Origin of the sequence: Streptomyces sp. H27-H5 (genome assembly GCF_026627505.1) — a bacterium.
GTDB lineage: Bacteria > Actinomycetota > Actinomycetes > Streptomycetales > Streptomycetaceae > Streptomyces.
Map to the genome: position 1 here is coordinate 61,709 of NZ_JAPNLK010000026.1, position 15,545 is coordinate 77,253.

The 15,545-nt window shown below is 70.2% G+C and carries 15 protein-coding genes and 2 tRNA genes; 15 read left to right on the forward strand and 2 right to left on the reverse strand.

Annotated elements, in window-relative coordinates:
* Nucleotides 1-17: 17 nt before the first annotated feature.
* Nucleotides 18-2,858, reverse strand: a complete 2,841-nt coding sequence (locus tag OTB19_RS15610; protein WP_267798802.1) for a bifunctional glycosyltransferase/CDP-glycerol:glycerophosphate glycerophosphotransferase — start codon at nt 2,856-2,858, stop codon at nt 18-20.
* Between the two features lie 161 nt (nt 2,859-3,019).
* Between OTB19_RS15610 and OTB19_RS15615 the strand changes: the two genes are divergently transcribed.
* The 7 genes from OTB19_RS15615 to OTB19_RS15645 all read left to right on the forward strand — a co-directional run bounded on the left by OTB19_RS15615 (nt 3,020) and on the right by OTB19_RS15645 (nt 9,482).
* The gene (locus OTB19_RS15615) at nt 3,020-3,997 is read left to right on the forward strand and encodes a glycosyltransferase family 2 protein (protein ID WP_267798803.1); all 978 of its coding nucleotides are present in this window, start codon (nt 3,020-3,022) and stop codon (nt 3,995-3,997) included.
* Nucleotides 3,994-4,482 (forward strand): GtrA family protein, encoded by a 489-nt coding sequence (locus OTB19_RS15620; RefSeq protein ID WP_267798804.1) that lies wholly within the window; start codon nt 3,994-3,996, stop codon nt 4,480-4,482. Before OTB19_RS15615 ends, OTB19_RS15620 begins: the two co-directional genes overlap by 4 nt.
* Nucleotides 4,483-4,579: 97 nt before the next feature.
* Nucleotides 4,580-5,707 carry a glutamate 5-kinase gene (proB, locus tag OTB19_RS15625; protein WP_267798805.1) on the forward strand — a complete coding sequence of 376 codons (1,128 nt, stop codon included), beginning with the start codon at nt 4,580-4,582 and terminating at the stop codon, nt 5,705-5,707.
* Nucleotides 5,708-5,749: 42 nt separating this feature from the next.
* The gene (locus OTB19_RS15630) at nt 5,750-6,214 is read left to right on the forward strand and encodes a hypothetical protein (protein WP_267798826.1); all 465 of its coding nucleotides are present in this window, start codon (nt 5,750-5,752) and stop codon (nt 6,212-6,214) included.
* Between the two features lie 114 nt (nt 6,215-6,328).
* Nucleotides 6,329-7,612 carry a glutamate-5-semialdehyde dehydrogenase gene (locus tag OTB19_RS15635; RefSeq protein ID WP_324289443.1) on the forward strand — a complete coding sequence of 428 codons (1,284 nt, stop codon included), beginning with the start codon at nt 6,329-6,331 and terminating at the stop codon, nt 7,610-7,612.
* A 78-nt stretch (nt 7,613-7,690) separates the two neighbouring features.
* Entirely contained in the window at nt 7,691-8,245 is a 555-nt protein-coding gene (locus tag OTB19_RS15640; protein WP_267798806.1) for a hypothetical protein, read from the forward strand.
* A gap of 67 nt (nt 8,246-8,312) precedes the next feature.
* On the forward strand, nt 8,313-9,482 hold the full coding sequence (locus OTB19_RS15645; RefSeq protein ID WP_267798807.1) for a hypothetical protein: 1,170 nt from the start codon (nt 8,313-8,315) through the stop codon (nt 9,480-9,482).
* On the opposite strand, the gene OTB19_RS15650 is transcribed toward OTB19_RS15645, so the two are convergent.
* On the reverse strand, nt 9,463-10,563 hold the full coding sequence (locus OTB19_RS15650) for a M48 family metallopeptidase (protein ID WP_267798827.1): 1,101 nt from the start codon (nt 10,561-10,563) through the stop codon (nt 9,463-9,465). The genes OTB19_RS15645 and OTB19_RS15650 overlap by 20 nt on opposite strands.
* 141 nt (nt 10,564-10,704) lie before the next feature.
* Here OTB19_RS15650 and OTB19_RS15655 point away from each other — a divergent pair, with 141 nt between their 5' ends.
* From OTB19_RS15655 to OTB19_RS15690, 8 genes are all read left to right on the forward strand, one after another.
* The gene (locus OTB19_RS15655) at nt 10,705-10,872 is read left to right on the forward strand and encodes a hypothetical protein (protein ID WP_199826412.1); all 168 of its coding nucleotides are present in this window, start codon (nt 10,705-10,707) and stop codon (nt 10,870-10,872) included.
* A gap of 68 nt (nt 10,873-10,940) precedes the next feature.
* Nucleotides 10,941-11,558 (forward strand): nicotinate-nucleotide adenylyltransferase, encoded by a 618-nt coding sequence (gene nadD, locus OTB19_RS15660; protein WP_267798808.1) that lies wholly within the window; start codon nt 10,941-10,943, stop codon nt 11,556-11,558.
* A gap of 29 nt (nt 11,559-11,587) precedes the next feature.
* The gene (locus OTB19_RS15665; protein WP_267798809.1) at nt 11,588-13,327 is read left to right on the forward strand and encodes an LCP family protein; all 1,740 of its coding nucleotides are present in this window, start codon (nt 11,588-11,590) and stop codon (nt 13,325-13,327) included.
* 117 nt (nt 13,328-13,444) lie between these two features.
* Complete coding sequence (gene rsfS / locus OTB19_RS15670) at nt 13,445-13,891, forward strand: ribosome silencing factor (RefSeq protein ID WP_053674983.1); 447 nt, start codon at nt 13,445-13,447, stop codon at nt 13,889-13,891.
* Nucleotides 13,888-14,592, forward strand: coding sequence for a histidine phosphatase family protein (locus OTB19_RS15675; RefSeq protein ID WP_385637874.1), 705 nt, complete (start codon nt 13,888-13,890; stop codon nt 14,590-14,592). Before rsfS ends, OTB19_RS15675 begins: the two co-directional genes overlap by 4 nt.
* 112 nt (nt 14,593-14,704) lie before the next feature.
* Nucleotides 14,705-14,777: transfer RNA gene (locus OTB19_RS15680), tRNA-Ala, on the forward strand.
* A gap of 143 nt (nt 14,778-14,920) precedes the next feature.
* A complete protein-coding gene (locus tag OTB19_RS15685; RefSeq protein ID WP_008738908.1) occupies nt 14,921-15,154 on the forward strand; it encodes a hypothetical protein in 234 nt (77 codons plus the stop codon).
* A 233-nt stretch (nt 15,155-15,387) separates the two neighbouring features.
* Nucleotides 15,388-15,460, forward strand: a tRNA-Ala gene (locus OTB19_RS15690).
* The last annotated feature ends 85 nt before the right edge of the window (nt 15,461-15,545 follow it).

A 15,545-nucleotide genomic window follows, 5' to 3' on the forward strand; every position in this document is an offset into this window, starting at 1 on the left:
CTCGATCACCTCGGACATCAGCGGCTCCACCCGGAGAAGAACGTGTCGACGATCCGCTCGGCGGCGTTGCCCCGGTCGTACTCGCCGAACTCGGCCACGAAGCGCTTGCGGGCCTCGGCGTGCGCATCCTGCGACGCGTCGAGGCTCTTCAGGACGTCGTGGAACTCCTCCTCGGTCCGGAACACCGGCCCCGGGGCGTGCTCCACCAGGTCGAAGTAGGTGCCGCGCTCCTCGTGCACGTACACGTCGTAGTCGTACGCGAAGAAGAGGATCGGCCGGTCCAGCAGCGCGTAGTCGAACATCACGGAGGAGTAGTCCGTGATCAGCGCGTCGGACAGCTCCATCAGCGGCATCACGTCGTGACGCGCGGACACGTCGATGACCTTGCCCTTGGCCGTCGGCGGCAGCACCACGTGGTTCAGGTAGTGCGCCCGGACGAGCAGGACGTACTGGTCACCGAACTCCTCGGTGAACTTCTCCACGTCGAACGGCATCGGGAACGCGCCCGGCGTACGGAACGTCGGCGCGTACAGCAGGACCTTCTTGTCGGCGGGAATGCCGAGCTCGGCCGCCAGCGCACCGCGCTCGCGGCGCCCGTCCGGCGCCACCTCGGCCTGCCGGGCCCGCACGAGCGCGTCGTTGCGCGGGTAACCCACCCGGAGCAGCTTCGTGTCGGCGATCCGGAAGGCCTTCGCGAGGGTCCGCACGTCGTGCTCCGAGCGGCACACGAAGTGGTCGAAGCGGCCGAGGTGCCTCTCCTCCGCGGCCTGCTGCGCATGCGTGGCCGCCTTCAGACCGGGCTGGTCGAAGCCCATCTTCTTGAGCGCGGAACCGTGCCAGGTCTGGATGTACGTGGTGCCCGGCCGCTTGGCGAGCTTCAGCGGGTAGCTCTGGTTGTCCACCCAGAACTCCGCCCGGGCCAGCGCCTTCAGGTAGGGCAGCGACCAGCGGCGCACCAGGTGGGCGTCCGCGGGGAAGTCCTTCGGGCTGCCCGCGTACGACCAGAACGCCTCGAACTCCAGGCCGCGGCTGCGCATCTCCTCGTAGATGGCGCGCGGGCTGTCGCTGTACTGCTTGCCGAGCATGCTCTCGAAGACGATGGTGCGCTTCTTCACGGGCAGCCGGCCGTAGACCTCGTGGAAGAGGCGCAGCTTGGTCTTCTCCGAGGTCAGCGTCTTGCGCAGCTCCTTGGCGCGGCGGTAGCCGGCCTTGGCCAGCTTGCCGGGCCTGCCGCGCACGGCGCTCTGGATCAGTTCCTCGATCCGCTCGTTGTCGTGCCGGGCGGAGACCAGCCGGAAGGCCAGGTGGCCCTTGGCCGTGGGCTGCGGCTCGATGTGGTCCGCGACCAGGCGGGTCAGGCGCGGCTTGACGGGCAGCAGACCGCTGCCGAGCTCGCTCTCGCCGATGGTCAGGCGCGTGTTGGTCTTCGCGCCGTCGACGTCCAGGATCACGCGGACGTCCCAGACGGAGTCGATGATGCCCAGCGGACGGAGCTTGGAACTGAGGTCGACGTCGGCTTCCCAGGAGATGGTGCTGCCCTCGTTGCGCAGCGCCTTCACGGGGAAGACGAACGTCTGAAGGCTGCGGCGCCGGGCCCGGAACTCGACCTGGCCCTTGATCTTCGCCTCGGGCCTGATGACGCCCAGCGGGTTGGTGATGCGGCCCGCGAGCCCCACGGTGCCGTCGGTCTCCGTGTAGCGCGTCAGCTCGTTGCGCAGGAACAGTTCCCGGATCGGCTTCTGGTGGTAACCGAGGTCCGTGACGTCGAGCACGCTGCGGGCGAACTCGTCGTCGAGGTGCTCGGCGCACCAGTAGATCCGGCCGTCCTTCTTGGCGAGCGGGGAGGACACCTTGTTCCGGTGGATCAGGGTGTCCACGGCGGGCAGCAGGTTGTCCCAGTCGCCCTGCTGGAGCAGGTAGGCGCAGATGGCCTGGATGGGCTGGACCCGGGTGTACGCCTCGCGGTCGAGACCCTCCAAGTAGCCGCGGGAGAGCTCGGCGAACTCGCGCCGGTAGGACTCGTCGCGGAACGGCAGGTCACGCAGGTGCAGCACGAGGTCGTGCTTGAGGAACTTGACGTCCTTGGCCGTCTGCATCTCGGTCATGCCGCGCTGCGCCAGGAGGGCGTCGATCCGCCGGTGGATCTCCAGCCGGTGGATGTAGTTGGTCATCTCGTGCCGGCGGTTGGTCACGGACTTGACCTTGGCCTGCGCGTAGACGTTCCAGAAGTACACCTGGTTCGGGATGAGGGTGATCTTCTTCGCGGCGAGGTAGGCCTCGGCGATGAACATCAGGTCCTCGTACAGCATCCCCTTCGGGAAGAGGAGGTTGTTGTCCAGGAGGAAGTCGCGGCGGTAGCACTTGTTCGTGGACAGGGTGTCCCACACGAACAGGTCCGGCAGCTCGCTGACCGAGTTCAGGGTGCGCGTGGTGCGGTACAGCCACGCGTACCACTCGTCGCGCTTCTGGTTGCGGGTGTCCTTGTGCACCCGGACGCACAGTCCCGAGACGATGTCGGCGCCGGTCCGCTCGGCGGCCTCGAGCATGTTGCGGCAGGCGTTCACCTCAAGGACGTCGTCGCTGTCCAGGAACATGACGTAGCGGCCCTCGGCGTGGCCGATGCCCACGTTGCGGGGCTCGCCGCCGGCGCCGCTGTTCTCGGGCAACTGGTAGGCACGCACCCGCCCCGGGTGCGCTGCTTCGAGTTCCTTGGCGACCTCGAAGGAACGGTCCTTGCTGCAGTCGTCCACGATCACGACTTCGACCCCGTGCAGGGTCTGGTCCAAAACCGACTGGACGGCTGTCGGCAGACGCTCTGCGTCGTTGTAGACGATGACGACCACGGAGACGTCAGGCACGTGCACCTCGATCCCTTTGTTCCATTGCGTTTATCCCGACAAAGCTACCGTGTGCGGCACTCGACTCGGGCAGCGCGGCTCGGCCGTGCATACTTCTCAAGAGGTGGTGGTGTCGAGTCAGTCGTCGACAATCACCCGTTCGGATCCGGCAGGAAGTGTTCATGACCAAGCTGTCCGTAGTTGTTCCCTGCTACAACGAAGAAGCCGTCATCGACCGCTTCGACGCAGAGATCCGCAGGGTTCTCGACACCCTGCCCATCGAGTACGAGGTTTGCTACGTCGACGACGGTAGCCGGGATGGGACGCTCGAAAAACTCCGCAAGATCGCCGCGGACTACGGCGACCAGACGCGCTACGTCTCCTTCAGCCGTAACTTCGGCAAGGAGTCGGGCATGCTCGCCGGACTGCGCGAGGCCACCGGCGACGCCGTGGTGATCATGGACGCGGACCTCCAGCACCCGCCGGAGCTCATCGCCACCATGCTGGAGCACTACCGGCAGGGGCACGACCAGGTCATCGCCCGCCGCACCCGCGAGGGCGACAAGAAGGTCCGCTCCGCCCTCAGCCGCCTGTACTACCGAGGCGTCAACCGCTGGGTGGACGTCGAGCTCACCGACGGCGTCGGCGACTTCCGGCTGCTCTCGCGCCCCGCCGTGGACGCCCTCCTCGCGCTCCCCGAGTACAACCGCTTCTCCAAGGGACTCTTCTCCTGGATCGGCTTCGACACGGTCCACTTCGACTACCGCAACGCCCAGCGCGAGGCCGGCGAGACGAAGTGGAAGTTCGGCGCCCTCCTGAACTACGGCATGGACGGGTTGATCTCCTTCAACAACCGTCCGCTGCGGATCGGGATCTGGCTCGGCGTGTCGTTGGTCGCACTCACCGGCCTGTACGCCCTGTGGACCACCGTGATGGCGATCACGTACGGGGTCGAGTCGCCGGGTTACGTCACGCTCGTGGCGCTCATCACCGGCCTGGGCGGCGTACAGATGATCATGCTGGGGTTGATCGGCGAGTACATCGGCCGCATCTACTACGAGTCCAAGCGCCGCCCGCACTTCCTGGTCAAGGAGGCGCACGGCGCGGAGCGGGTGCCCGGGGTCTCCGAAGCCGTGATCTCGGAGCGCAGCCGCCGATGACCTCGAACGTCCCCGCCCCCGGTCACCCGCGGGTGACGGGGAGCGCCCCGGCGCCCCCGAGCACCCGACGGGAACAGCTGGGGCAGATCGTCCGCTTCGGCCTGGTGGGCGGCGTCAACACGGCGACCTTCTTCGGCATCTACCTGCTCCTGCACCCGTGGATGCCGTACTTCGCCGCGTACACGCTCGCCTTCCTGCTGTCGATGGTCGGCTCGTTCTTCATGAACACCTACTTCACCTACCGGACCCGGCCCACGTGGAAGAAGTTCGCCCTCTTCCCGCTGACGAACATCACCAACTACGTGATCCAGTCGGTCGGCCTGTTCGTCCTGGTGCAGTGGGCCGGCATGGACGACCGGATCGCCCCGCTCGTCGCCGCCGTCGTGGCCATCCCGTTCACCTTCCTGCTGTCCCGCAAGATCCTGGTCCCGGGCGCCGCGGCCGCGGCGGAAGCCGGTCCGGCCCGCGGTTCGTCCACCCTCTGAAACCCGCGCGCGGCCCCGACGGGCCACCCCGTAGATTGAGTTCCCGGCGCCTGCGGCAAGGCGCCGGGAACATCAGGCAAGGGGCAAGGGGACAGACGTGTCAGCGGCTAGGCAGAGCGTCGTGGACGCCCGCAGGATCGTGGTCAAGGTCGGCTCCTCCTCCCTGACCACCGCCACCGGCGGGCTCGATGCGGACCGGGTGGACGCCCTGGTCGACGTACTGGCCAAGGCCCGCAGCGGCGGCGAGAAGGAGATCGTCCTGGTCTCCTCCGGCGCCATTGCCGCCGGACTGTCCCCGCTGGGCCTGCGCCGCCGGCCCACCGACCTGGCCCGCCAGCAGGCCGCCGCCAGCGTCGGACAGGGCCTGCTCGTCGCCCGGTACACCGCGTCCTTCGCCCGCTACGGCGTCCGCGTCGGCCAGGTCCTGCTGACCACCGACGACACCAGCCGCCGCGCGCACTATCGCAACGCCTACCGGACGCTGGACCAGCTCCTCGCCATGGGCGCCCTCCCGGTGGTCAACGAAAACGACACCGTCGCCACGGACGAGATCCGGTTCGGCGACAACGACCGGCTCGCCGCCCTGGTCGCCCACCTCGTCCGCGCCGACCTGCTCGTGCTGCTGTCCGACGTGGACGGCCTCTACGACGGCGACCCCGCGCTCCCCGGCACCACCCGCATCGACGAGGTGCGCGGCCCCGAGGACATCGCGCACGTCTCCATCGGCAGCGCCGGCAAGGCGGGCGTGGGCACCGGCGGCATGGTCACCAAGGTCGAGGCCGCCCGCATCGCGGCGGCCGCCGGCATCCCCGTCGTCCTGACCTCCGCCAGCCAGGCCACCGACGCCCTCGCCGGGCGCGCCACGGGCACCCTCTTCCACTCCACGGGCCGCCGCTCGGCGGACCGGCTGCTCTGGCTCCAACACGCCTCCACGCCCCAGGGACACCTCGTACTGGACGACGGGGCGGTCCGCGCCGTCACCGAACGCGGCAGTTCCCTGCTGGCCGCCGGGATCGCCGGTGTCGAGGGCGACTTCGTCGCAGGCGATCCGGTCGAGCTGCGCGCCACCGACGGCCGCGCCGTGGCCAGGGGGCTGGTCAACTTCGACGCCAAGGAACTCCCGCAGCTCCTCGGCCGCTCCACTCGCGAGCTCGCGCGGGAGCTCGGACCCGCGTACGAGCGGGAGGTCGTCCATCGTGACGATCTGGTCCTGCTGCAGGGCTGAGGTTCGGCAAAACCGCCGCGCGGCCGGCCGAGGACTGGTCAACTGTGTGGGGCGGACACGCGTAGCGCAGACAGGAGGCGGCTGGTGAGACGAGCGCTGACCAGCGTCGGCACCGGGGACGGTGACGGCGGCGTTGGCGGGGGCGGCAACGGGGACGAGCCGGACACCTCTCGCCTCTGGCACGTCACCCTGAGCGTCTCCGGCAAGCCGGCGCCGTTGTCCGAGGTCCGGCGCGGGCTGGAACAGCTCGCCCACGACCATCCCTTCCTGCTGACCAGCCGGTACGCCGACGACCACGCCGAGATCCGGTACTGGGAGGAGGCCCGCGACCTGCACGACGCGGCCGCCGTCGCCCTGCGGCTCTGGGGCGAGCACCGGTCCTCCGCGCAGCTCCCGCCCTGGGAGATCGTCGGCCTGGAGGTCATCGACCGCGCGACCTACCACCAGCGCGTGGCCGAGGGGTACGGCCCGCCCCCGGCCCACCCGGTGGGCGTGCACCCCTACTGAACGCGAGGACGGGCCCGGGGAGGGCCCCCGCGCGCCGCCGCCGCCCCGCAGGGGTCCGTCTCGCGGGGTGAAACCCCGTCGGTCCGGCCGGGACCGGGGCTTACCCTGGGCCGCATGACCTCGCTCGACGACGCCACCGCAGCCTCCCCCGTGATCGCCACCGCGCAAGCCGCCCGGACGGCCGCCGCAGCCATCGCCCCACTCCCGCGGTCCGCCAAGGACACGGCCCTCCTGGCCATCGCGGACGCACTGGAGGCCCGTACCGCGGAGATCGTCGAGGCCAACGCCCTCGACACCGCCAAGGCCCGGGAGGCGGGCACGAGCGAGACCGTCATCGACCGTCTCACCCTGACCCCCGAGCGCATCGCCGCGATCGCCTCCGACGTCCGCGACGTGGCCGCCCTCCCCGATCCCGTCGGCGAGGTCGTCCGCGGCTCCACCCTCCCCAACGGCATCGACCTCCGCCAGATCCGGGTACCGCTCGGCGTCGTCGGCATCATCTACGAGGCCCGCCCCAACGTCACCGTCGACGCCGCCGCGCTGTGCCTCAAGTCCGGCAACGCCGTGCTGCTGCGCGGCAGTTCCTCCGCCTACGCCTCCAACAGCGCGCTCGTCGCCATCCTCCGGGACGCCATCGCTGCCGCCGGACTGCCCGCCGACGCCATCCAGCTCGTCCCCGGCGAGTCCCGCGACTCCGTCCGCGAGCTGATGCGCGCCCGCGGCCTCGTCGACGTGCTGATCCCGCGCGGCGGAGCCTCGCTCATCAAGACCGTCGTCGAGGAGTCCATCGTCCCGGTGATCGAGACCGGCACGGGCAACTGCCACGTCTACGTCGACGCCCAGGCCGACCTCGGCATGGCCGTGGACATCCTCGTCAACTCCAAGGCGCAGCGCCCCTCGGTCTGCAACTCCGCCGAGACCCTCCTGGTCCACCGGGACATCGCCGCCGCGTTCCTGCCGCTCGCCCTCGACGCCCTCGCCGACGCCGGAGTGACCGTCCACGGTGACGGCGAGGTCCTCGCGTACGCCGAAGGTTCCAAGGTCACCGCACTGCCCGCCACCGACGAGGACTGGGCGGCCGAGTACCTGTCCTACGACATCGCCGCGGCCGTCGTGGACTCCCTCGACGACGCCGTCACGCACATCCGCCGTTGGACCTCGGGGCACACCGAGGCGATCGTCACCACCTCGCAGGCCGCCGCGCGCCGCTTCACCCAACTGGTCGACTCGACCACGGTGGCGGTGAACGCCTCCACCCGCTTCACGGACGGTGGTCAGTTCGGCTTCGGCGCGGAGATCGGCATCTCCACGCAGAAGCTGCACGCCCGGGGCCCGATGGGCCTTCCGGAGCTCACCTCCACCAAGTACATCGTCACCGGCGACGGTCACGTTCGGTAGTCGGACGGGGAACTCCGGGTGCCCGGGAATTCGGCGGACACCCTGCCCAAAGCGGCCCCCCAGGTCTACGCTGGTCCCGTGCCGGACGACGTGGGGGGCAAGCCGTTCCCGGACGACGGGGAGCCCGACGACGACCGCGGAGGCGCGGATCAGCACTTCGCCTCCGTGGTGTTCGACGAAGCCTTCGTCCGGAACGCCGAGATCCATGAACCGAGCGCGGCCGAGCGGCAGCGGGCCGCCGACCGGGCGCGTGCCGAGGCCGAGGCCGCACGCGTGGCCGGCGGCTGGACGACCGAGGACGACCACGACGGGTACGCCTACGGCCACCCCGACGGCTACGGCCTCGACGAGCCCGGCTGGGAACGCGGCCCCTACGGCCACGGCTACGCCGAAGGGCCCTACGGGGCCTACGGCGGCAGCATGCGCCCCTACCGCGGCCGGGCACCCTGGCTGCGCCCCGTCGCCTGGGTGCTCGCCTTCGTGATGGGCCTCGGAATGATCGCCCTCGCCTTCAGCGCCGTGTACCGCAGCGCCTCAGGAGACGCGGACCACGCACCCGCCCCAGCCAGCACCCCGCAGCGCGAAGTCACCGGCGTCGGAGCGTTTACGTACCCCGTCGGCCGCCAACCCTGAAAGTACGCCCCGCTTGCGTTCACCGGATCCGGGGGCTTCTCTGAAGCGGGGACAGCGGGGAGAAGCGATGGCCGTTCCAGGAGACCCACCCAACGGCGCCCCCGACGGCATCGGCGAGGGCGATGACGAGTTCCGGCCGGACGAGTACCGGTCGGTCGTGTTCGACGAGGACTTCGTGCGGGCCGCCCGCCTCCAGGAGTACTCCGCCGAGGAGCGCATGGGCGAGCACGCCCGGGCGGTCCGCAGCCGGTCCATCTGGTCGGGAGGCGGCTCCTCGGGCCACCGCGACGGCACACCGAGCCGCGGCGCCCGACAGGGCCTGCTGCTCGTGCTCCTCATCGCCGCGGCCTTCGCGGCCGCCGTCTACATGGGCCTGCGCAGCCCGTACGTGCCCGCGCCCGGGACGACCGCGGAGCCGCTCGCGGCCACCGTCGTCCCGCTGGCACCGACCACCGTCGTGCCCGGCGGGAACCCGGCCGACCTGTTCGCGAGGAGTCCGGCGGCCGATTACCGCATCGGGGCGGCCGGGATCACCCTGCCGGCCGTACGCCGCACCCACCACTTCAGCGAGAGCCAGATCGTCTCCGCGCTGTCCATCGCCAAGGACTACCTGGTGCAGTCGGGGCTGGACCCGGACGTCCTCGCCGGGGCCGCCACCCGGCCCGTCCGGGTCCTCCTCGACCCCGACCAGCTCGCGCAGTTCGACCGGAGCATGACCGCGCCCGTCGGCGACGGGCGGCACGCCGCCACCGGATGGCTGGTGCGCTTCGACCCCGCCGTCGCCGCCGTGGCCGACCCCAGGGTCCGGGTGAGCGGCACCCTCGCCTACCAGGAGATCTCCCCCCAGGTGCTGGAGATCACCACCGACCACACCTTCGTCTACGCCGTGCGCTCCGCCGGCGGGCAGCCGTCGGCCGCCGACGGCGCCTCGCTCTTCACCGTCCGGCGCGAACTGCGGCTGCGCCTCGACCGCGAGGACCTCGTCGCACGCCGGGCGGAGCTGGCCTCCGCCTACGTGATGGCAGGCCCCCAGGACTGCGCCTCCGAGCCCGCGGCGGGCTTCCGGCCGCTGCTCGCCGGGGCCGCACCCACCACCGTCGGCCCGGCCGCGAGCGACCCGTACGCCTCCGGCCACCCGCGGCGCGCCGCCGGGCTCTGCGGGGTCCTGGCGCCGCCCACGACCCCCCAGGACCCTCCGCCGGCAGCCGTCGGCCCCGTCAGCCCGGCTGTTCCGTAGCGCCGCCGGGGGAGCCGTTGCCCTCGCCGGCGCCCGCGGAACCGTTCGCCGCGCCGGCCCCGGCCCCGGTGAACTTGTCCCGGAGCTTGCCGCCCAGGTCGCCCGCACCGCCGGCGAGGTCGCCGACCAGCTTCATCAGCGGGTCCTTGCTGGTGCGCACCGAGTCGGCGTAGTGCGAGGCGGACTGCCGGAAGGAATCGCTCACCGAGGCGTCCTTGTCCTCGTCCCGCCGCGGGTAGTGGCCGTCCATGATCCGCTGGTAGTCGCGGTTCTGCGACCACTTCTTCAGCTCGGCCGCGCGGACCGTGGTGAAGGGGTGCGAGCGCGGCAGCACGTTGAGGATCTTCAGCACGGAGTCGCGCAGGTCCCCACTCGACGCGTACTCCTCGGCCTGGGCCAGGAAGGCGTCCACGTTCATCTCGTGCAGGTGGTTGCCGCCCGCGATCTTCATCAGGCCGCGCATCGAGGCGTTCACGTCCTGACCCACCAGCAGCCCGGCCCGGTCCGCCGACAGCTCGGACTTGCGGAACCACTCCCGCAGCGCGGTGACGAGCGCCATGATCGCCACATTTCCCAGCGGGATCCACGCGACCTTCATCGCCAGACCCGTCAGGAACAGCAGCACCGTGCGGTAGACGGCGTGCCCGGACAGTGCGTGCCCCACCTCGTGGCCCACGACCGCCCGCATCTCCTCCTCGTCGAGGAGTTCGACGAGCCCCGTCGTGACGACGATGATCGGCTCGTCCAGCCCGATGCACATGGCATTGGGCTTCGGGTCCTGCTGGACGTACATCTGCGGGACCCTCTCCAGGTCCAGGATGTAACAGGCGTCCCGCAACATCCCGTGCAGGTGCGGGAACTGGGTCTCGCCCACCCGCACCGACTCCGACAGGAACAACAGCCGCAGGCTGCGCTCGGGCAGCAGCCCGCTCAGGGCCTTGAACACCGTGTCGAAGCCGCTGAGCTTGCGCAGCGCGACCAGCGCCGAGCGGTCCGCCGGATGTTCGTACGCCCGCGAGGAAATGCCGGGGAACCTCCTGCGGTTCCGCGCCGGCACCTTCTCGAAACCGGTGTCCGTCATCTTGCCCTCCCCCTTGATCGACCTGTCCGCTTCTGCGTCCATCCTCTCCAACGTCCGAGTCGGCGTGAGCGTGCCCAAGGGCCCCGCATACGATGTGAGCGAAGTCTCCGCCCGGTCCCCGACTCGATAGGTATCTGCCTGATGAGCCTCTCCACCACCGCCCACAACCTGGTCGTGCTCGCCTCGGAGGGCGGCGCCGAGCACGGCGGCAACCACGACAGCCTGAGCCCGTACCTGACCGGTGGCGGCGCGTTCGTGATCCTGCTGCTGATGCTCTGGGTGACCACCCGCCTGAACCGCGACCGCTAGAGCGGCCTCGCGCACGCGCTCGCACGCGGGTCTCTCGCCGCCTCACCGGGCCAGTAGGCTCTGCGCTCATGGGAGAGCAGGAAATGCCTACCGGCCCGGTCAAGCGCCGGCTCGGCGTGATGGGCGGGACATTCGACCCGATCCACCACGGACACTTGGTCGCCGCCAGCGAGGTGGCCGCCCTCTTCCACCTCGACGAGGTGGTGTTCGTACCGACCGGCGAGCCGTGGCAGAAGTCGCAGCGGGCCGTGTCGCCCGCCGAGGACCGTTATCTGATGACGGTCATCGCGACGGCCTCCAACCCGCAGTTCTCGGTGAGCCGCATCGACATCGACCGCGGCGGCCCCACCTACACGATCGACACCCTGCGGGACCTCAAGGCGATCAACGACGACGCGGACCTGTTCTTCATCACCGGCGCCGACGCCCTCGCGCAGATCCTCACCTGGCGCAACGCCGACGAGCTGTTCTCGCTGTCGCACTTCATCGGGGTCACCCGTCCGGGTCACGTGCTCACCGACGACGGGCTGCCCGAGGGGGGCGTCTCCCTCGTGGAGGTCCCCGCGCTGGCGATCTCGTCCACGGACTGTCGCGCGCGGGTCGCCAAGGGCGATCCTGTCTGGTACCTGGTGCCGGACGGTGTCGTGCGCTACATCGACAAGCGTGAGCTGTATCGGGGAGCCTGAGCTTCCGGTTTCGGAGAGAGGGGCCCGCGGTGAACGACCGACAGGATCCGTACGACCCGTACGCAGCCCGGGAGCAGCAGCTCATCGGCTACGACGCGTACGGTCAGCCGGTGTACGGACCGGTGCCCGCGCAGCCCGCCGCCCAGGCGCCCCGGTACGAGCAGCAGCCGGGCCCCTCGTACGAGCAACAGCAGTATTCACAGCAGTACCGGCAGCAGTACGAGCAACCGCAGCAGTATGGCTACGACCAGCAGACCTACGGGCAGCAGCAGTACCAGGAGCCGCAGCAGACCTCCCCGGGCGACCCGGGCAGGGAGTACGCCAGGGAGCCGTACGCCCAGGCCCCCGACCAGGGGTACGACAGCCCGCAGGCCCGGCACCAGACCCGGCAGTGGATCCCGCAGCAGGGCGCCCCGCAGGCACCCGCCGAGCCCGATCGGGCCCCGGAACCCGCCGCGGCCCAGGTCCCCGAGCCGCGCCGACCCGACGTCGGATCCGAGGAGGAGCGGGATTACCACACCGGGATGTTCGCCTTCATCGACCAGCCGGACGAGGAGTCCGACGACGTCATCGACTGGCTCGCCTTCACCGAGAGCCGCACCGAGCGCCGCGAGGAGATCCGCCGCCGGGGCCGCAACCGGGTGGTCGCGCTGATCGTCGTCCTCGCCCTGTTCGTCGTCGGCGGCCTCGGCTACCTCTGGTACGCGGGCAAGATCCCCTTCCTCGACGGCCCCGACGCCAAGAAGGGCGCCGCGGCCGCCCCCGGCGCCCAGAAGCGCGACATGATCGTCGTCCACGTGCTCAACACCAAGAAGGGCGGCACCTCCACGGCGCTGCTCGTCGACAACGTCACCACCGAGCGGGGCGCCACCGTGCTGGTGCCGAACACCCTCGACCTCCCCCAGGCCGACGGCGCGGGGATCACCCTCGGCAAGTCCGTCGAGGGCGGCGGCCTCGGCACCAAGGACGCGCTCGACTCGGTCCTCGGCACCCACATCGGCGGCAGCTGGCGCCTGGACACCCCCTTCCTGGAGAGCCTGGTCGAGCTGATCGGAGGCATCGAGGTGGACACCGACACGGCGGTCCCGGCTGATGACAAGGCCAAGACCCCGGCGGTGGGCAAGGGCCCCAAGCAGAGCCTCAACGGCGCGATGGCCGTGGCGTACGCCACCCACCGCGGCCAGGGCGAGCCGGAGGCCCGGCAGTTGGACCGGCTGGGCAAGGTGCTCTACGCGGTCCTGCGGAAGATCCCCGCCGACCCGAAGGCGGCGGCCACCACGGTCGAGAGCATGGGCCAGATCCTGGACCCGGCCCTCGACGCGCAGAACCTCGGCGGCCTGCTGTCGCGGATCGGCGAGCACGCCAAGGTAGGCGCCTACCGCACCGACGTCCTCGGGCTGAAGCCGGACGGCGGCCTCACCGACGAGGCCAACAAGAAGATCGTCAAAGAGGTCCTCGGCGGCTCCGCCACGGCCGCGCAGCCCGGCGCCACCCCCCGGGTGGGTCTCAAGGACGCCACCGGGAACGAGAAGACGCAGAACGCGGCGAAGGCCGCCCTGCTCAACGGCGGCTACACCTTCGTCGACGGCGGCAAGGCCGACGACACGGCCGCGACCTCGCAGATCACCTACCAGGACGACGCCCAGCGCGAGCGGGCCGTCGAGGTGGCCAAGACGCTGGGGCTGCCGGAGACCGTCGTGAAGAAGGCCGAGAACGTCGTCAACGCGGACGTCGTGGTGGTCCTGGGCCGGGACTACAAGGCGTCCTGACGCCCCCGATCCGGCCCTGAGCTGTGATTTCGCCCGCGTGGAACGTTCCGCGCGGGCGGGGTCGGCGGTACATGAGACCCTTGTAAGGATCTGCCCGCCAACCCGAAAGCATGGCCAGTGACCGCCACGGACCGCTCCATCGAGCTCATCACCGCCGCCGCCCAGGCCGCGGCCGACCGGCTCGCGCACGACATCATCGCGTACGACGTCAGCGATGTGCTGTCGATCACCGATGCCTTCCTGCTCGCCTCCGCGCCCAACGACCGCCAGGTCAAGTCGATCGTGGACGAGATCGAGGAGCAGCTGCTCAAGAAGCTCGGCGCCAAGCCGGTGCGCCGTGAGGGCGACCGCGACGCCCGCTGGATCCTGCTGGACTACGTCGACATCGTCGTCCACGTCCAGCACAGCGAGGAGCGCGTCTTCTACGCGCTGGAGCGCCTGTGGAAGGACTGCCCCGAGATCGAGCTCCCCGAGGACGCCAAGCTCACCATCGGCAAGGCCGAGGAGCACGCCAAGCTGCGCGAGGCGCAGGGCGACGATGAACTGGACGGTGATCTGTTCTGAGCGGGACCGACACGGGCACGACCGCATCGACTGGGACGGACGCCTCGTCCGGCTCCGGATCGGGCAGGACCGGCAGGAAGATCGTCCTCTGGCGACACGGCCAGACCGCGTGGAACCTGGAGCGCCGCTTCCAGGGCTCCACGGACATCGAGCTGACCGAGACCGGTGTGGCGCAGGCGCGCCGCGCCGCCCGGCTGCTCGCCTCGCTGAAGCCGGACGCCATCGTGGCCTCCGACCTCCGGCGGGCCGCCCACACGGCCGCCGAACTGGCCGCCGTCACGGGGCTCGCGGTGCAGCACGACGAGGCGCTGCGCGAGACGTACGCCGGCGAGTGGCAGGGCCTCACGCACGACGAGATCCTCGCGAAGTACGGCGAGCAGTACGCGGCGTGGAAGCGCGGCGAGCCCGTCCGCCGCGGCGGCGGGGAGCTGGAGACCGAGGTCGCCGACCGGGCCGCCCCGGTCGTGCTGCGCCACGCCGACCGGCTGCCGCAGGGCGGCACGCTGGTCGTGGTCAGCCACGGCGGCACCATCCGTACGACCATCGGCCGCCTGTTGGGCCTGGACTCGTACCACTGGGAGGGTCTCGGCGGGCTCTCCAACTGCTGCTGGTCCGTCCTCGGCGAGGGCGCGCGCGGCTGGCGTCTGATGGAGCACAACGCCGGCACGCTGCCGGAACCGGTGCTCGGCGACGACGACTGAGCGCTGCTCTCGGAGGCTTCCACCCGGATTTCACTTTCCGGCTGGTCACAGGCTAGAGTTCTTCTTGTTCGCAGCGCGGAACACCGGAAACGGGGGAAGCGTGGCGAAGAGCGGGGCTATAGCTCAGTTGGTAGAGCGCCTGCATGGCATGCAGGAGGTCAGGAGTTCAATTCTCCTTAGCTCCACAATCAGGATCCCGTCCCCAACTGGGGGCGGGATCCTTGCGTTTGTTCCTTTTGCGTCGGCTGACCTGGCCCGTACCGGCATGGCAGAATCGGACGGCCGGAGGGGGACACGACGGCCCGACGCGGGAGGGAGTCGCTGACGGATGGGTGCACACCGGCGGCGGTGCGACTGGTGCAACAACGGCACGCCGATCGTGCGTGACATGGACCCGGTCAATCCCGACTACCAGTACTGGTGTGAGGAATGCGCGCGGGCGCTGATCATAAAAGGCGACCCGATCGAGACCTACCGCGAGCTGGAAGGGGAACCGATCTATGGCCGCCTGCTCGACGAACACTGCACGCTCAAGCGGTTCTACCAATTCGCGAGAGCGTGACCCGCGTCGCGGACGCGAGCAGTGTGACGGGTGCGACGCGAGCGACCGGCGAGGCACGCGTGGCCCTCGGGGCGCGCGTGGCCGGTATGGCGTGAATGTGTGACGGAGTGGAGCATGTCGGACATGGCCCGAGGTCGCGGAAACCGATTTTTGGACCAGGGCCATGACCGTGTAATGTTTGGGACGTTGCCAAGGGGAACCGGCAAGGGAAACTGAAACGGCAAGCACAACAAGGGGCTATAGCTCAGTTGGTAGAGCGCCTGCATGGCATGCAGGAGGTCAGGAGTTCAATTCTCCTTAGCTCCACAGTGAAGAGAAGCGGGGCACCCCCAACGGGGGGGCCCCCGGGCGGGGGGGCCCCGCTTCTCGTTGTGTCCGCACGTCGGAAGGG

Coding starts and splice junctions, on each gene's coding strand:
- OTB19_RS15615 (WP_267798803.1), top strand. CDS start 3,020: ATGACCAAGCTGTCCGTAGTTGTTCCCTGCTACAACGAAGAAGCCGTC.
- OTB19_RS15620 (WP_267798804.1), top strand. CDS start 3,994: ATGACCTCGAACGTCCCCGCCCCCGGTCACCCGCGGGTGACGGGGAGC.
- OTB19_RS15635 (WP_324289443.1), top strand. CDS start 6,329: ATGACCTCGCTCGACGACGCCACCGCAGCCTCCCCCGTGATCGCCACC.
- OTB19_RS15645 (WP_267798807.1), top strand. CDS start 8,313: ATGGCCGTTCCAGGAGACCCACCCAACGGCGCCCCCGACGGCATCGGC.
- OTB19_RS15650 (WP_267798827.1), bottom strand. CDS start 10,563: ATGACGGACACCGGTTTCGAGAAGGTGCCGGCGCGGAACCGCAGGAGG.
- OTB19_RS15655 (WP_199826412.1), top strand. CDS start 10,705: ATGAGCCTCTCCACCACCGCCCACAACCTGGTCGTGCTCGCCTCGGAG.
- nadD (WP_267798808.1), top strand. CDS start 10,941: ATGGGAGAGCAGGAAATGCCTACCGGCCCGGTCAAGCGCCGGCTCGGC.
- OTB19_RS15685 (WP_008738908.1), top strand. CDS start 14,921: ATGGGTGCACACCGGCGGCGGTGCGACTGGTGCAACAACGGCACGCCG.